The sequence below is a fragment of the Pseudomonas syringae CC1557 genome (assembly GCF_000452705.1).
Lineage (GTDB): Bacteria > Pseudomonadota > Gammaproteobacteria > Pseudomonadales > Pseudomonadaceae > Aquipseudomonas > Aquipseudomonas syringae_F.
Map to the genome: position 1 here is coordinate 4,333,023 of NZ_CP007014.1, position 16,682 is coordinate 4,349,704.

Sequence of the window (16,682 nt, forward strand, 5' to 3'; positions counted from 1 at the left end):
CGGGCCTACGGGAGGTCGTCAGCCTTCTCGACCACCACGGGAGGAATCAGATCCTCGGTGGTCAGGTTCAGCCAGATCAGCACCACGTTGGCGATGTAGATCGACGAGTAAGTACCCGCCAACACGCCGATGAACAGCGCAATGGAGAAGCCTTCCAGGCTGTCGCCGCCGAACGCCCACAGCGCCGAGATCGCCAACAGGGTCGAAACCGAGGTGGCAATGGTGCGCAGCAATGTCTGCGTGGTGGAGATGTTGATGTTCTCGATCAGCGAAGCCTTGCGCAACAGGCGGAAGTTTTCGCGTACCCGGTCGAAGACCACGATGGTGTCGTTCAGCGAGTAACCGATAATCGCCAGCACCGCCGCCAGAACCGTCAGGTCGAAGGTGATCTGGAAGAACGACAGGATACCCATCGTCACCACCACGTCGTGGATCAGCGAGATGATTGCACCGACCGCGAACTTCCACTGAAAGCGGAACGCCAGGTAGATCAGAACGCCGCCCAGCGCCATCAGCATGCCGAGGCCACCCTGATCGCGAAGTTCTTCACCCACCTGCGGGCCGACGAATTCGACACGCTTGACCACTGCCGGGTTATCGGCACCCGCCTTGCGCAGCGCTTCAGCGACCTGAGTGCCCAATTGCGGGTCTTCACCCGGCATGCGCACCAGCAGATCGGTAGTCGCACCGAAGCTCTGCACGACAGCTTCGTGATAGCCCGCCGAAACCAGTTCCTGACGAACCTTGCCCAGATCGGCCGGACGCTCGTAGGTCAGTTCGATGAGCGTACCGCCGGTGAAATCCAGACCAAAGTTGAGCCCTTTATGGAACCAGCTGAACAACGCCAGTGCGGTAAGGAGCATCGTAACGGCGAACGCAACATTGCGAACGCCCATGAAGTTGATGGTACGTAACATGGCAGCCCCTTAAATCCACAACTTCTTGAAGTCACGACCGCCGTAGATCAGGTTGACCATAGCGCGGGTCACCATGATGGCCGTGAACATCGAGGTAAAGATCCCGAGCGACATGGTCACCGCAAACCCTTTGACCGGGCCGGTGCCCATCGCAAAGAGAATGCCGCCGACCAGCAGCGTCGTCAGGTTGGCGTCGAGGATCGCCGTGTAGGCACGATCGAAACCTTCGTTGATAGCGCGTTGCACCGTCATGCCATTGGCGATCTCTTCACGAATCCGCGAGAAGATCAGCACGTTGGCGTCCACCGCCATGCCCATGGTCAACACGATACCGGCGATACCCGGCAGGGTCAGTGTCGCACCCAGCAAGGACATCAGCGCCAGCAGCATGACCATGTTCAGGGCCAGGGCAACGGTGGCGATCAGACCGAAGAAGCGGTAGATCGCCATGATGAAGATCGAGACGAACAGCATGCCCCACAGGGAAGCGTCGATACCCTTGGTGATGTTGTCGGCACCCAGGCTAGGACCGATGGTGCGCTCTTCAGCGAAGTACATCGGAGCAGCCAGACCACCGGCACGCAACAACAGCGCCAGCTCGGAAGATTCACCCTGGCCATTCAGACCGGTAATCCGGAACTGTTTGCCCAGCGGCGACTGAATGGTCGCCAGGCTGATGATTTTCTTCTCTTCCTTGAAGGTCTGAACCGGCACGTCTTTTTCGACGCCGTTGACCATCTGCCTGGTGTAGGTGGTGGTCGGACGCTGCTCGATGAAGATCACCGCCATGCTGCGACCCACATTGCTGCGGGTTGCACGGCTCATCAGCTCGCCGCCGTGACCATCGAGATTGATGTTCACCTGCGGACGGCCATGCTCGTCAAAGCTGGCCTTGGCGTCAGTCACCTGGTCACCGGTAATGATCAGACCACGCTCCACCGCTGCTGCCGGACGACCGCCTTCGCGGAATTCGAACATCTCGGTGGTGCCTTTCGAATCATCCGGGCCTGCGCCCAGACGGAACTCAAGGTTGGCGGTCTTGCCCAGAATACGCTTGGCTTCGGCCGTGTCCTGCACGCCCGGCAGCTCGACCACGATGCGGTTGGCACCCTGACGCTGAACCAGCGGCTCGGCAACACCCAGCTCGTTGACCCGGTTACGCACGGTGGTCAGGTTCTGCTTGATCGAATATTCGCGAATCTCGGCCAGTTTGGCTGGCGTCAGCGCCAGGCGCAGTACGGGGATACCGTTCAGCTCGGCAGGCGTGATTTCGAAGTCGGTGAAGGTCTTGCGAACCAGCGCACGGGCTTGCTCGCGCTCCGTGTCATCGGTAAAGCCCAGCTGAATCACGTTGCCCAGTTGCGGCAGGCTGCGATAACGCACCTTTTCCTTGCGCAGCAGGGATTTGACTTCGCCTTCGTAGACTTTCAGACGGGCATCGATTGCCTTGTCCATGTCGACTTCCAGCAGGAAGTGCACGCCGCCGGACAGGTCGAGACCGAGTTTCATCGGGCTTGCACCCAGGTTACGCAACCAGGTCGGCGTAGTGCGTGCCAGGTTCAGTGCAACGACATAGTCATCACCCAGCGCCTTGCGCACTACATCCTTGGCTGGCAACTGGTCTTCCTGCTTGCTCAGACGCAACAAACCGCCCTTGCCATTCTCGGCCAGAGAAGAAGCCTTGACCGGGATGCCAGCATCGGCAAGCGCCTTGGCTGCACGATCCACGTCTGCCTGGGTGACTTGCAGCGCAGTGCTTGCGCCGCTGATCTGAATGGCAGAGTCATCAGGATAGAGATTAGGTGCGGAATAAATAAAACCGACCACCAGCACCGCCAGGATCAGTATGTATTTCCACAGAGGGTATTTGTTCAGCATCACGCCGCCCGCTTAAAACGCGGGGCGCCTTGCGCGCCCCGTCGATGGGTAAAAAGTTGCTACTCAGATCGCTTTCAGGGTGCCTTTAGGCAAAGTGGCCGCGATGGCGCCTTTCTGGATTTTCAGCTCAACCGTGTCAGACACTTCGATCACTACGAAGTCGTCGGTGACTTTGTTGATCTTGCCGGCGATACCACCACTGGTCACGACTTCGTCGCCTTTCTGCAGGTTGCCCAGCAGGTTTTTCTGCTCTTTCGCGCGCTTGGCCTGTGGACGCCAGATCATCAGATAGAAGATGACCAGGAAGCCAACCAGAAAGATCCACTCGAAACCGCTGCCCGCAGGACCGGCAGCCGGTGCAGCAGCATCCGCAAAAGCGGGAGAGATGAAAAAGCCCATTTGTCGCTCCAGTTACATAATTAGAATAAAAAAGCAGGAAAAACTCGTTCTGTTTCAACCCAGAGGCGGCGTAGGAAGGCCGCGTTTGGCATAGAAGGCATCGACGAAGGCGGCCAATGTACCCTGTTGAATAGCCTCGCGCAAACCAGCCATCAGCAGCTGGTAGTGCCGCAAATTGTGGATTGTATTGAGCATGCTCCCCAGCATTTCCCCACACTTGTCCAGGTGATGCAGATAAGCGCGCGAGAAGTTCTTGCAGGTGTAGCAATCGCAGGTCGGGTCCAGCGGCGAATTGTCGTGGCGATGGAACGCGTTACGGATTTTCAGCACACCGGTATCGATGAACAGATGGCCGTTGCGCGCATTGCGGGTCGGCATGACGCAGTCGAACATGTCGACGCCACGGCGCACACCTTCGACCAGGTCTTCCGGCTTGCCCACACCCATCAGGTAACGGGGTTTGTCTGCTGGCATCTGGCCCGGCAGGTAGTCCAGCACCTTGATCATCTCGTGCTTGGGCTCGCCCACCGAAAGACCGCCAATCGCCAGACCGTCAAAACCGATCTCGTCCAGGCCCTCCAGCGAGCGCATGCGCAGGTTCTCGTGCATGCCACCCTGAACGATGCCGAACAACGCGGCAGTGTTCTCGCCGTGCGCGACCTTGGAACGCTTGGCCCAGCGCAGCGACAGCTCCATGGAGACACGTGCTACCTCTTCGTCGGCCGGGTAAGGCGTGCACTCGTCGAAGATCATCACGACGTCAGAGCCCAGATCACGCTGGACCTGCATCGACTCTTCCGGCCCCATGAACACCTTGGCGCCATCGACCGGCGAGGCGAAGGTTACGCCCTCCTCCTTGATCTTGCGCATGGCGCCCAGGCTGAACACCTGGAAGCCACCGGAGTCGGTCAGAATCGGCCCCTGCCACTGCATGAAATCGTGCAGGTCGCCATGGCCCTTGATGACCTCGGTGCCCGGACGCAGCCATAAGTGAAAGGTGTTGCCCAGAATCATCTGCGCACCGGTGGCCTCGATATCACGCGGCAGCATGCCCTTGACCGTGCCATAGGTACCCACCGGCATGAACGCCGGGGTTTCGACCACGCCACGCGGAAAGGTCAGCCGACCGCGACGGGCCTTGCCGTCGGTGGCCAACAACTCGAAAGACATACGACAGGTGCGACTCATGCGTGATCCTCTGGTGCCGATTCCTGTGGGGCCGTCGGCGCGGGATTGCGGGTGATGAACATCGCATCACCGTAACTGAAGAAGCGGTACCCATGCTCGACCGCTGCCGCATAGGCAGCCATCGTTTCGGGATAACCGGCGAATGCCGAAACCAGCATCAACAGCGTGGATTCGGGCAGATGGAAATTGGTCACCAGGGCATCGACCACATGAAACGGCCGCCCTGGATAGATAAAGATGTCGGTATCGCCGCTGAACGGCTTCAACTCGCCATCACGCGCGGCACTTTCCAGCGAACGCACGCTGGTGGTCCCTACCGCGATCACCCGCCCGCCACGCGCGCGGCAGGCCGCTACCGCATCAACCACGTCCTGGCTGACTTCCAGCCACTCGCTGTGCATGTGGTGATCTTCGATCTGCTCGACGCGCACCGGCTGGAATGTGCCCGCGCCGACGTGCAGCGTCACGAACGCCGTTTCGACGCCCTTGGCAGCAATCGCATCCAGCAAAGGCTGGTCGAAATGCAGCCCGGCAGTAGGCGCGGCCACCGCACCGGCACGCTCGGCGTAGACGGTCTGATAACGCTCGCGGTCCGAGCCTTCGTCCGGACGGTCTATATAAGGAGGCAACGGCATGTGCCCGACACGCTCCAGCAGCGGCAGCACCTCTTCGGCGAAGCGCAGCTCGAACAGCGCGTCGTGCCGCGCCACCATCTCAGCCTCGCCACCGCCATCGATCAGAATCGACGAGCCCGGTTTGGGCGACTTGCTGGAGCGCACGTGCGCCAGCACACGGTGGCTGTCCAGCACACGCTCGACCAGAATCTCCAGCTTGCCACCGGAGGTTTTCTGGCCGAACAGCCGCGCTGGAATGACCCGGGTATTGTTGAACACCATCAAATCGCCGGGGCGCACATGCTCAAGCAAATCAGTGAATTGATGATGTGCCAGCGCACCAGTCGGCCCATCGAGGGTCAACAGACGACTGCTGCGACGCTCGGCCAGCGGATGACGAGCAATCAGGGAATCGGGGAGTTCGAAAGTAAAGTCAGCGACGCGCATGATCGGGTTCGTTTAGCAGGGCCGGGAAGTTTATCCGGTTTGACGGCATTAGTAAAAAACCTGCGTAAATCCCTGTTGACCAACGGAAAACTCATCCTTATACTTCGCCGCCATTGAGCCCTGATGGCGGAATTGGTAGACGCGGCGGATTCAAAATCCGTTTTCGAAAGAAGTGGGAGTTCGATTCTCCCTCGGGGCACCACCATTGAAAAAAGACCTTGAAATTCAAGGTCTTTTTTTTCGTCTGGTGGAAAGTGGTCTGGCTCGACCCGTGATCTGACCCCTCAGCTCAAAATTGGCCGCGGAGCACATCCAGATCTGTCTCCTGCGCGCAATGAAGCGAAGCGGGATCACACAAGCGAGAACAGCGCTGTTAAAAACGCTCTGTTACAAGCCACCTCAGTCAGACTTTTCCACGCCCAGAGCCTTTAGGATCAATTCTGCAGCAGGCGGTCAGGAAACCCGGTGATCACTGCAACGCCGCTTCAAACACTTATAGTATGAAGCGGCGCTGTTGCATCAGACCTTATAAGACAGGACAACATCCGGGTTAATCTTATCGGCGTATTTTTTTGCGTTAATGCTGATTTCAGGACGAGGCTTTTCCCCAAAATCGTCGATTATCAGACTCCTGACCCCATGAAGTTCGGCCAGTCCGGGCACACCGTCACAGGTTGCAGCGTGACCTGAGCCCACGAAGGCAACCCATTTACCGGCAGGCTGGTCGAGACGTATTTTCTCTGCGGCGTAATAGTTCATCACTTTGAAGCGTATTTCATTGCCCTCAAGTGATGTTTCATATGTTTTGGCAGTGTCCAGGGGAACCACATGAAGCCCGGCGTCTTTGGCCGCGCGTATTAGCGTTGTAAAGTTATACTCTGATGCGACTTTACCTATACTCAGATTGCCCTTGGTCTGCATATCAAGATAGGCCTTGAGCCTCGCGGGCATTGGGCTACCTTTGGGCGCTTTCAGGTAGTCATCCAGTGCTTTGCCATGGGAATCAGCACACAGGTGTTCCATATACAGCGTGGTCACGCCATCAGACTTAAGGCTTTTCATGTTTTTGATCAGCTCGCGCTTGCTGGCGACTGAGCTGTGGGCTTCGCCAATAACAAGTCCAGGTGAGTCTTTTAGCAGTTCACGCATAACACCCAGGCTTTCCTTGCTTTTTAACTTTGACAGCGGGCCAAGCGGCGGTTTGTCCTGGGCGTGGAAGTCAGAAAAATAGAGCGTCGCCTTGGCACGCAACTTTTCACCTGCATTATTTTTGTCAGGTTGAACCCACAGGTTCTGATTGCGACCCAGGTAGCGTTCCATTTCTATATAGTTGAGATTCACATTAATAGTTTGCCGACGTTGAGACACAATAACGTCGTCCAACGTTACACCGACCCCACTCAGACCTTCTCCCAGCGTTTTTTTTGCGTCGTTCACAAATCTGTCTATTGCCGACACGGGCATTCCCTTGAACATACCAGCGGGGGCCATGCTATAGGAATAGGTGTTTTCGCTCCAACTTGCCAGCTCAGCGAGGCTGGAGGCTTTAAATTTACTGTCTGATGAGCGTGAAGATGAGCCGGCGTTTTGCTTGCCCCTCACGGCAGTGCTGTCACCAGCACGAGACTTCCGTTCGCTTTTGCGGTCCGTGCCTGCGTCATTAGCCTCTGCCTGCTCATGATCAGAGACTTTCATATTAACGATCGCTTCTGCGAGATGAGCATATCGTCCAGCTGCATAGTGCCGAATTTTACCCAGTTTCGGCGTATCTGCCGGGGCGTTGCTGGTCCCCGAAGAGCTGGCTTGTGACGATTGAGAGGGCTCTTTCGGCGCGGATCGCGCAACAGGCTGTTCAATTTCAGGTGTTGGAGGGTAATAGCCTGGGGCAGGCCCACCGACAGGTCTCATAACTGAATCTCCGAGTGAACAAGACCGACTGAACGGTCCAGACATAAGCGCATCATGCAAAGAATATTTAGCCAACGTCGTCCCTACATTGGCTAATACGTGTGCCCAAACCCGCTCTGGTCAATCAATGCGCCTTCGAAATCCCGAACTGCTCCAGCACCGGGTCAACGTTATGATCAAACGCTTTCTGCGCCTTGTGCTTCTTGACCGCGTCGACGATCGCCGAGATGCCGAAGCCCAGTGCCATCGCGCCGTCAATTGCCCAGCCGATCACCGGAATCGCAGCACCCAGCGCGGCACCCGCGGCAAGGCCGGTGGCCTCGCCCGCGACCATGCCGATGGCGCGGCCCGCTATCTGACCAGCCATGCGACCGAGGCCGGCTGATGCTTCACGCCCCATCATTTTCGCGCCAGCATCAATACCGCCCTTCACCGCTTCCGCGCCCAGCTTCGTGCTGTCGTAAATGGTTTGCGCGGCGCCCAGCTTGTTGCCTTGGGCGAGCATGTCGGACACTGACGCGAAGCCCATCACCGACTGCAGCGCACGCGGCCCCATCTCGGAAGCAACCTGGCTGACGATCGACGGACCCTGATTGTCTTCGTTCTTGCCTTCGAGCAGTTTGCGGCCCTTTTTTGAGTCCTGTAGCTGGGTGACAGTGGCGTTCAGATAGTCACTTTGCTGGCTCTGGGTGAAATCGCTGGGCAATACGCTGTCGTAAATCGCTTTCTGGTTATCAGCGGTTTGCAGGGACTCACCGGCATCGGCCTTCTTCTGGCCGAGCAGTTGTTTTAGCGCACCGCCTTCGCTGAAGTTGCGCACGTAGGAGTCGGCGATCTTCGTTTGCAATTCAGGACGATTGCCGATGACCTGATCGGCAGTTGGCACCTGGGTGTCGGGAAACAGATCTTTTTGCAGCTCCAACTGGGCTGAAAGGCCGCTGATGGCACCGCTGTAATCGGCATTCGGCTTTTTCTTGTCGACGGCCTTGTCGGCGGTCGCCATGTCGGTCTGAAGCGCTTGCCCGCTGTTAACGTTTTTTACCTGTTCAACCACCGCCTTTTTCAGCGCGGAATCGCTGCCTACCAGCTTGCGCTCCTGCTCGGGGATGGACTTGTTCAGGTAGGCCTGCACGTCAGGGTCAGACTGTAGTTTGCTGATCCTGTCGTTTAATTCGGATTCGGTTTTTTCGGTGTCGCGCAGTTTGCGCCCCGCGATGACGCTCTGCTGGGTCTGCTGCAACTTGACCATGACCGCAGCTTTTTGTGCGCCGCTGAAGGACTTGGATTTGGTGTCGTCGAACACGTCCGAGTTGAGTTTGCTGATATCGATGCCTGCAACGGAGTTCAGGGTCGCAGCGTCACTGAGCATGCTGGCGAACTGTCCGCCATTGGTCGGCGCGCTGTTTTTGATCCACTCACTCAGGTTATTCGCGTCGAACAATTGGTCCGGGCTGTGAGCGGCCTTTTTGCGCCCGGTCATCCCCGCCTCGTCAAGCTGCCCGAGAAAGCCGGGTTGCGACCAGGTGTTGCAGGATTGCTTAAGCGTTCCAGACAAGCCTGGGTTGCTCTGTGCCAAGCCTTTCAGGTCATCGGCGCTGACGTTGCCGTCGACATCGGTTTTATCAGTCGCACCCACGGCATGATGGGGATCGGCAGCCTTGATCAGCGGCATGTTGGCCTGCATGACCGATGCGTTACGGACCATTTCCAGCGATTGCGGGTCAGCATTGGGATTGTTCTTGATGTAGTCAGCAAGGTCGTCATCGGCCTTGTCTGCGGCCTTCTCCATATTCCTGGCGAATGCCTTGAGGTCCTTGTTGGTGATCTTGCCGTCCGCATTGCCGCCATCCTTACCGACGTCGACTGCGGTTTTAAGCGCCGGATTGGCGTTGATGAAATCCATAGCTTTGGCGGCATTGGGGCCATCTTCACGGGCCATCCAGGCTGCTGCAATCGGCCGGTTGAGTTCCTTTTCAGCTTGCAGGCGTTGTTCGGGCGGTAAATGCGCAACCATCGGCTCCCAGCGTTTCAGGGCCTCGGGCGACGAATATTCCGAGTCATCGAGAAAGGCTGCATCTGCCGCCTTCGGCGCATTGGCCGGGTCGGATGCGTCGGTACTTCTTGCAGTAGCCGCAGCTGGCGTGACCGGTGCGGTGGGTGCGACCTGTGCGGACGCATCGCTGGAGGGCCGAGGCTGTACCTGCGGGCCAGCAGTTGCAGGCGTACTCTCGCCACTTCCTTTGAGCAGCAAGGCCAGGATCGACGACGCTGTCTGTTCGGCCTCAGCGGGCATGCCTGGCGGATTTGCAGCCGCCTGACCAAACTGCACACCGGCTTGACCACCTCCGGCCGGCGTCAATAGAGCTTTGGCAAGAGGCGACTCCCCAGCCAGTTCGTTCGGGGTGGGTTGATTAACGATACCGCTGAAGGGAGAGCCGGAAATACGCATGGTAAGTTGCCATCCGAGAGTGAGGGATGGCAACTGTGTGGTTGAGCAAACGCGTTGGTTCCAGAGAATTCATCGAAACCGCCAGTCAGGCGAAAGGGTCGATGTGCTGTTTCAACTGCACCCTGGCCCGCGACAGCCGCGAACGCACCGTGCCGATCGGTACGCCGAGCGTGTTCGCCGTCTCCTGATAATTGCCGTCCATTTCCAGAGACACTTCCAGGACTTTCTGCATGTTCGACGGCAGGCAATCGATGGCAGCGATGACGCGCGCCAATTGCCGATGGCCGTCTACCTGATGGGTGATATCGCCATTCCATTCCAGCTCGGAATGGACTTCCTCTTCCCAGCTTTCCTGATACGGCTGGCGGTACATTTTGCGGAAGTGATTGCGGATCAGGTTCAGTGCAATGCCACACAGCCAGGTCTGAGGCTTGCTGGCGTGCTGAAACTTGTGCTCGTTGCGTAGTGCCTCAAGAAACACACACTGCAGAATGTCATCGACATCATCAGGGTTCATGACTCGCTTCTGAATGAACGCTCTGAGCATTTGAATCTGATCGGCCGACAGTTGGCGAATGCCGGCTGACGAAGCTGATTGGCGCGGCTCGGTTGCGTCGAGAATCACAAGGTCCTGAAACATGGGCTTACCTTTTAATGAGGATGTGCAAGCCCTATAGCGATAACCGTGCCAGCCAAAAATTGAATTTAAGTTATTGATTTTAAATAATAATTAAAATTATGTAATTCTTTGTAATACAAAATTTTGCGCAAAGTCTGATTTGCGCAAGCAGCTTTTGGCACAAACACATCCATGCCTTCCCACAGGGAACCGAACCGCGACCATGGCCCACTCAACGGACATGACCTGGCTCAGAATTGCCCTATGAAAATTGTCGCTCCGCCTCCCATGCAGACACTTCCGGTCACGCCGACCCGCGTCGTGACACCTGCTGCGTTGCCGCTCACCAACGTCGCTCCGCACAGTTCCGGGACATCGCAGCAACAGGTTTCGCGCTTCGCTGCAGCGCTGATCCAGCACAGCCGCATCCTGCATCAGCGCGAACTCATCGCCAGCAATAATGCCTTGCAGTCGCGAGCGGTGAAGCTGGGTGAGCTTTATCAGCTGTTGATGGGTGCCCAGGACACCGGGCTGGATAACGCCGCCAAGATGCTGCGCAAAAAGCTCATACAGGAAGACTCTTCCGACGATCTGTCGCTGGTTCTGGCATTTACCGAGGGCGATGCGGCCAAGGCGCACGTGGTATTGCAGGCAGCCCGCAAGCAGGCGGAAGCCGACGGTGCCACCGGCGAACATGTGGTCCTGACGCAGCAGCTGAAACTGCTGCGCCGAAAATACGGTCCGCGAGCGCGAGCGGGCATCAACACCGCCAAAGCCTTCGCCCGCCCGAACATCGATAACAAACGCCGGGCCGCCCTGCGCAATCTGTACAACGTGGCGGTCTCCGGCCAGCCGAACATCACCGGGCTGATCGAAGCACTGCTCAACGAACAGGAAGAGGCGGGACAGTTCGACCTCGACCTGCGGGACATGCGCATCGCCATTGCCGATGACCTGTCGGCCATGACGCCATCCGCCTCCCACGAACAACTGCGCACCTTGATGCACGGCCTCAATACCGCACGCCACGTGACCACTCTACTGAAAGGCTGTGAACACCTGTTGGGACGGATGCGCAACAAGAACCCTGATCTGAAAGTCGATCCGCCAGCCTTTCTCAAGCACTTGCTGACCCTGACGGCCAATGGAATGAATGTGAACCAGACCCTGCAGTTGACCCAACACATCGGTGGCAAACAGCTCAAGCACCAGTTGGCGTTTCTCAACGGGTTGCGGCCAATGTTGCTGCAACTGCCGATTCTGCTCTGGCGTGACATGAAGAGCCGTCAGACCGCACTGAGCAACCTGCTCATTCTGATGGCCGAACTCACCCTGCAGGAACAGAAGCAGCTTTACGGGGTACTTGCCTGATGAACAGAGTCATCAATGCACTGAACATGATCGCGCTGTCGGCCATGCGCCGTTCAGAAGTGGTCGGCGCACTGTTCGTGATTGCCATCGTGTTCATGATGATCACGCCACTGCCCACCGGGCTGGTCGACGTGCTGATCGCAGTGAATATCTGTATCTCCTGCCTGCTGATCATGTTGGCGATGCACCTGCCCAGGCCGCTGGCGTTCTCGACCTTCCCCGCCGTGCTACTGCTGACCACGATGTTCCGTCTGGCGCTGTCGATTTCCACCACGCGCCTGATCCTGCTCAACCAGGACGCCGGTCACATCGTCGAAGCGTTCGGCCAGTTTGTAGTGGGTGGCAACCTCGCAGTGGGCCTGGTGATCTTCCTGATTCTGACGGTGGTCAACTTTCTGGTCATCACCAAAGGCTCTGAACGGGTGGCCGAGGTAGGCGCACGCTTCACCCTGGACGCCATGCCCGGCAAGCAGATGTCCATCGACAGCGACTTGCGGGCGAACCTGATCACTGTCCATGAAGCACGTAAACGTCGTGCCGAGCTGAACAAGGAAAGCCAGTTGTTCGGGGCCATGGACGGGGCGATGAAGTTCGTCAACGGCGACGCCATCGCCAGCCTGATCATCGTCGCCATCAACATGATCGGCGGTATTTCCATCGGTGTCATACAGCACGGTATGTCGGCAGGCGATGCCTTGCAGCTGTACACCGTACTGACCATCGGTGACGGCCTGATCGCACAGATTCCGGCGCTGCTGATCTCCGTGACCTGCGGCATGATCATCACCCGGGTTCCTAATACCGAAGCCGGCGTCGAAGCCAACATCGGTCGTGAAATCGCCGAGCAGATCACCAGCCAGCCCAAGGCCTGGATCATCGCCGCCGTGGCAATGCTGGGCTTTGCTGCCCTGCCGGGCATGCCGACCGGCGTGTTCATCACCATCGCAATCATCTGTGGCGCCGGGGGCATGCTGCAATTGCAACGGGCCAGGCCGAAGGCTGAGGAGCAAGGCGCGGTCGCGGTCCCTCCGGAAATGAATGGCAAGGAAGACCTGCGCACTTTCTCTCCCAGCCGCCAGTTCGTCATGCAGTTCCACCCCGGCCAGAGCAGCGCGCAAGTCGACGCGCTGGTCAGCGAGATACGTCAACGACGCAACCGGCTAGTGGTGCAATTCGGCCTGACACTGCCCTCTTTCATCATTGAGTACGTCGACCAGCTGCCGCCAGACGAATTTCGCTTCATGGTCTATGACGTACCCATGCTCAAAGCGACGTTTACCGATACGCATGTCGCGGTGGATGCTCGCCAGTTGCAGGGTGAAGCTGTACCGACAGCGATCTCCGGCACAACCGATCGGCAGGAAGATCAGTGGGTATGGCTGCCCGCCGATCAAAGCGGCGAACTGCCAAGCGTCAGCTCCATGACCCTGATCGTCGAACGCATGGAGCGCGCCTTGCAGGCCTGCGGGCCGCAGTTCATCGGTTTGCAGGAAACCAAAGCCATTCTTGGCTGGCTGGAATCCGAACAGCCGGAACTCGCTCAGGAAATGCAGCGGGTCCTGACCCTGACGCGCTTTTCGGCAGTGCTGCAGCGCCTGGCGTCGGAATGTGTGCCGTTGCGCGCAATTCGAGTGATTGCCGAAACCCTGATCGAACACTGTCAGCATGAACGCGACACCAGCGTGCTGACCGACTACGTGCGCATCGCCCTCAAGTCTCAGATCTACCACCAGTACTCCGGCCCCGATGGCTTGCAGGTCTGGTTGTTGACACCGGAAAGCGAAGGCTTGTTGCGCGACGGCCTGCGCCAGACGCAGACCGAAACCTTCTTTGCACTGAGCAACGAGATCAGTCAGATGCTCGTGCAGCAGTTGCATATCGCCTTTCCGCTGCGCGCACCTGAACAGGCGGTGATGTTGGTCGCACAGGACCTGCGCAGCCCATTGCGCACCTTGCTGAAAGAAGAGTTCTACCACGTCCCCGTGCTGTCCTTTGCGGAAATCAGCAACGCAGCCAAGGTCAGGGTCATGGGTCGCTTCGACCTGGAAGACGACCTTGAACAGCTGGACAACGAGCATGCCGCTTGAGCCTGTCAGGTTTGAGCGCAGGGAGAGGGTCTGATGTTTGAATTACGCGTACTGAACGGCCAGCACCAAGGCGCAGCACTGCCACTGGTGGGCGAACAGTGGTCGATTGGCTCCGCCGCGCAGCTGGATCTCGCGCTGGACGATGCTGGCGTGCAGAACCTGCACTGTCGCCTGCAACGTCAGGATGACAACTGGGTCCTGAACGCGGAAGAAGGCCCCGTCTGCGACGAAGATGGCACTCCACACGCCAGTGTCGATCTTCCCCTCAACCGCGCGTTCATGCTCGGTTCGGTGTGGCTGTGCGTTTCGCCTGCCGGTGATGACTGGCCTGCAGTGCCCGCCGTCATCCCGAAGCAGCCACACCCTGAATCCGAACCTGCGCGCAACGAAGCGCCGCTGGAAAAAGTCAGATCGCGCTCGCAGTTTCTCAATCGCACCACAGGGATCATTGCCGGGCTGCTGGTCGGTGTGATTGGCAGCGCCTGGAGCCTGACACGACCTGCGGCCATGGTGATGGACCAAGGCCCGACACACATGGCCTCGACGGTCGCGTCTGCTCCAGAACCGTCCCGTGCAACGCCCGCGGCGCAAAAGTCTCCGGCAACTGCCGGGCGGATACAACTGAGCAGCGCCGATGCCGTTCGCCATCAGTTGAACAGCATGCTCAGTGACCGCCTGCTCACCGATGTCAGCGTCGAAGAAACGCCAGAGGGTCTGGTGCTCAATGGCAACCTCAAAGATGAATCGTTGCTGGTGTACCAACGCATGTTGCAGCGTTTCAAGGACCGCTACGAATCGCCCGTGACCGTGCTCGACAATGTCGGCAGTGCCCACGCCTCACTGCCGTTCGTGGTGGTCCAGATCATGACCGGCCCCCACGCGCATCTGGTCACGGCCGACGGCCGACGCATTTACGTGGGCGATGAAGTAGATGGTCTGCGGCTGACCAAAATCGATGATCAACGCTTGCAGTTCGATGGCGACCGGCACGTTGAGGTGAAGTGGTGAATGCCGCGCTGAGCGAGTGGCAGAAACGCCAGGGCGCACGTCTTTCGCGCTACTCGGCGGTACGCGTCAGCGGCCGGGTGAGCGCGGTGCGCGGGATTCTGCTGGAGTGCAAGATCCCGTCAGCCAAGGTCGGTGATCTCTGCGAAGTGAGCAAAGCCGACGGCAGTTTTCTGCTGGCCGAAATCGTCGGCTTTACTCAGGAATGCACGCTACTCAGCGCGTTGGGCGCGCCGGACGGCATCCAGGTCGGTGCACCTATCCGCCCGCTGGGGATCGCACACAGGATCGGCGTCGATGACAGCTTGCTGGGCTGCGTGCTGGACGGCTTCGGACGGCCATTGATGGGTGATTGCCTGGGCGCTTTCGCCGGCCCCAACGACCTCCGCACGACCCTCCCGGTGATTGCCGACGCCCTGCCACCGACGCAGCGACCGCGCATCACCCGCGCCCTGCCTACCGGGATACGGGCGATTGACAGCGCAATCCTGCTGGGTGAGGGCCAACGTGTCGGGCTGTTCGCCGGTGCGGGCTGTGGCAAGACCACGCTGATGGCCGAGCTGGCGCGCAACATGGATTGCGACATCATTGTCTTCGGGCTGATCGGCGAACGGGGCCGTGAGCTGCGCGAGTTCCTCGATCATGAGCTGGATGAGACCCTGCGCAGTCGCTCGGTGCTGGTCTGCGCAACGTCCGACCGTTCCAGTATGGAGCGCGCTCGCGCAGCGTTTACCGCAACAGCCATCGCCGAGGCGTTTCGCGCTCGTGGCCAGAAAGTGCTGTTGCTGCTCGACTCCCTGACCCGATTCGCCCGCGCCCAAAGGGAGATCGGCATTGCCTCGGGCGAGCCGCTGGGTCGCGGCGGTCTGCCACCTTCCGTATACACCCTGCTGCCGCGTCTGGTGGAGCGCGCCGGGATGAGCGAGAACGGTTCGATCACGGCGCTCTACACCGTGCTGATCGAGCAGGACTCGATGAACGACCCGGTCGCCGACGAAGTGCGCTCGTTGCTCGATGGCCACATCGTGCTGTCGCGCAAACTGGCCGAGCGCGGGCACTACCCCGCTATCGATGTGTCCGCCAGCATCAGCCGGATTCTGAGCAACGTGACCGGTCGCGAACATCAGCGGGCGAACAATCGTCTGCGCCAGTTGCTGGCTGCCTACAAACAGGTGGAAATGCTCTTGCGTCTGGGTGAGTACCATGCCGGGGCGGACCCGGTCACCGACTGCGCCGTGCAATTGAACGACGCGATAAATACCTTTCTCCGCCAGGATCTGCGTGAGCCCGTGCCATTGCAGGAAACCCTGGACAGGTTGCTGCGACTCACCTCTCAAGTGCCGGAATAGCCATGGACGAATTACTGGAGGACGACCCGCAACAGGTCGCTCTGGAACAAGTCATCAGCCTGCTCACACCCCTGCGCCAGCATCGTCAGGCCAGTGCCGAACGTGCGCATCGCCAGGCGCAGTTGGAACTGAAATCGATGCTCGACCACTTATCGGAGACGAAGGCAGCGCTGGTTCAGGAACGTGACAACCACAAACGACGTCGCGAGAGCCTGTCCAGTGCGCATCTGCAAAAAACCATCAGCCTGAACGATGTCGATCGCTGGCATGAAAAAGAAAAGAACATGCTCGACCGTCTGGCTTACATCCGCCAGGACGTGCAGCAACAGCAGTTACGAGTAGCTGAACAACAGGCGTTGCTTGAACAGAAACGGCTGCAAGCCAAGGCGTCTCAGCGCGCGGTCGAGAAACTCGCCTGCATGGAGGAGACGCTCAACGAAGAAGGTTAAGT

The 16,682-nt window shown here is 58.6% G+C and carries 13 protein-coding genes and 1 tRNA gene; 6 read left to right on the plus strand and 8 right to left on the minus strand.

Translation table 11 applies throughout. From position 1 onward, the window contains the following. Window positions 1-5 precede the first annotated feature (5 nt). From secF to queA, 5 genes are all read right to left on the minus strand, one after another. Window positions 6-917: a protein translocase subunit SecF gene (secF, locus tag N018_RS19105; RefSeq protein ID WP_024645243.1), complete on the minus strand. Its 912-nt coding sequence runs from the start codon at window positions 915-917 to the stop codon at window positions 6-8. Window positions 918-926: 9 nt separating this feature from the next. Beyond that, window positions 927-2,795, minus strand: coding sequence for a protein translocase subunit SecD (gene secD / locus N018_RS19110; RefSeq protein ID WP_025390479.1), 1,869 nt, complete (start codon window positions 2,793-2,795; stop codon window positions 927-929). A gap of 63 nt (window positions 2,796-2,858) precedes the next feature. Further along, window positions 2,859-3,194 carry a preprotein translocase subunit YajC gene (gene yajC, locus N018_RS19115; protein ID WP_024645241.1) on the minus strand — a complete coding sequence of 112 codons (336 nt, stop codon included), beginning with the start codon at window positions 3,192-3,194 and terminating at the stop codon, window positions 2,859-2,861. A 54-nt stretch (window positions 3,195-3,248) separates the two neighbouring features. Continuing rightward, the gene (tgt, locus tag N018_RS19120; protein WP_152531826.1) at window positions 3,249-4,364 is read right to left on the minus strand and encodes a tRNA guanosine(34) transglycosylase Tgt; all 1,116 of its coding nucleotides are present in this window, start codon (window positions 4,362-4,364) and stop codon (window positions 3,249-3,251) included. A gap of 14 nt (window positions 4,365-4,378) precedes the next feature. After that, the gene (gene queA, locus N018_RS19125; RefSeq protein WP_025390480.1) at window positions 4,379-5,443 is read right to left on the minus strand and encodes a tRNA preQ1(34) S-adenosylmethionine ribosyltransferase-isomerase QueA; all 1,065 of its coding nucleotides are present in this window, start codon (window positions 5,441-5,443) and stop codon (window positions 4,379-4,381) included. 117 nt (window positions 5,444-5,560) lie between these two features. Here queA and N018_RS19130 point away from each other — a divergent pair. Next, a tRNA-Leu gene (locus tag N018_RS19130) sits at window positions 5,561-5,645 on the plus strand. A gap of 317 nt (window positions 5,646-5,962) precedes the next feature. On the opposite strand, the gene N018_RS19135 is transcribed toward N018_RS19130, so the two are convergent. From N018_RS19135 to N018_RS19145, 3 genes are all read right to left on the minus strand, one after another. Beyond that, window positions 5,963-7,351, minus strand: a complete 1,389-nt coding sequence (locus N018_RS19135; protein ID WP_229631126.1) for a membrane-targeted effector domain-containing toxin — start codon at window positions 7,349-7,351, stop codon at window positions 5,963-5,965. A 124-nt stretch (window positions 7,352-7,475) separates the two neighbouring features. Beyond that, window positions 7,476-9,800, minus strand: coding sequence for a type III effector HrpK domain-containing protein (locus tag N018_RS19140; protein WP_025390482.1), 2,325 nt, complete (start codon window positions 9,798-9,800; stop codon window positions 7,476-7,478). An 85-nt stretch (window positions 9,801-9,885) separates the two neighbouring features. Further along, window positions 9,886-10,440 (minus strand): RNA polymerase sigma factor, encoded by a 555-nt coding sequence (locus N018_RS19145; protein WP_025390483.1) that lies wholly within the window; start codon window positions 10,438-10,440, stop codon window positions 9,886-9,888. A gap of 243 nt (window positions 10,441-10,683) precedes the next feature. On the opposite strand from N018_RS19145, the gene sctW reads away from it, so the two are divergent. From sctW to N018_RS19170, 5 genes are read left to right on the plus strand one after another with little or no spacing between them, the layout of a single operon-like run. Continuing rightward, window positions 10,684-11,790, plus strand: a complete 1,107-nt coding sequence (gene sctW, locus N018_RS19150) for a type III secretion system gatekeeper subunit SctW (RefSeq protein ID WP_025390484.1) — start codon at window positions 10,684-10,686, stop codon at window positions 11,788-11,790. Continuing rightward, complete coding sequence (sctV, locus tag N018_RS19155) at window positions 11,790-13,877, plus strand: type III secretion system export apparatus subunit SctV (protein WP_024645234.1); 2,088 nt, start codon at window positions 11,790-11,792, stop codon at window positions 13,875-13,877. Before sctW ends, sctV begins: the two co-directional genes overlap by 1 nt. Window positions 13,878-13,910: 33 nt before the next feature. Next, window positions 13,911-14,885 (plus strand): type III secretion system inner membrane ring subunit SctD, encoded by a 975-nt coding sequence (sctD, locus tag N018_RS19160; protein WP_025390485.1) that lies wholly within the window; start codon window positions 13,911-13,913, stop codon window positions 14,883-14,885. Next, window positions 14,882-16,231: a type III secretion system ATPase HrcN gene (hrcN, locus tag N018_RS19165; RefSeq protein WP_025390486.1), complete on the plus strand. Its 1,350-nt coding sequence runs from the start codon at window positions 14,882-14,884 to the stop codon at window positions 16,229-16,231. Before sctD ends, hrcN begins: the two co-directional genes overlap by 4 nt. A gap of 2 nt (window positions 16,232-16,233) precedes the next feature. Next, window positions 16,234-16,680: a hypothetical protein gene (locus N018_RS19170; protein ID WP_024645231.1), complete on the plus strand. Its 447-nt coding sequence runs from the start codon at window positions 16,234-16,236 to the stop codon at window positions 16,678-16,680. Window positions 16,681-16,682 lie beyond the last annotated feature (2 nt).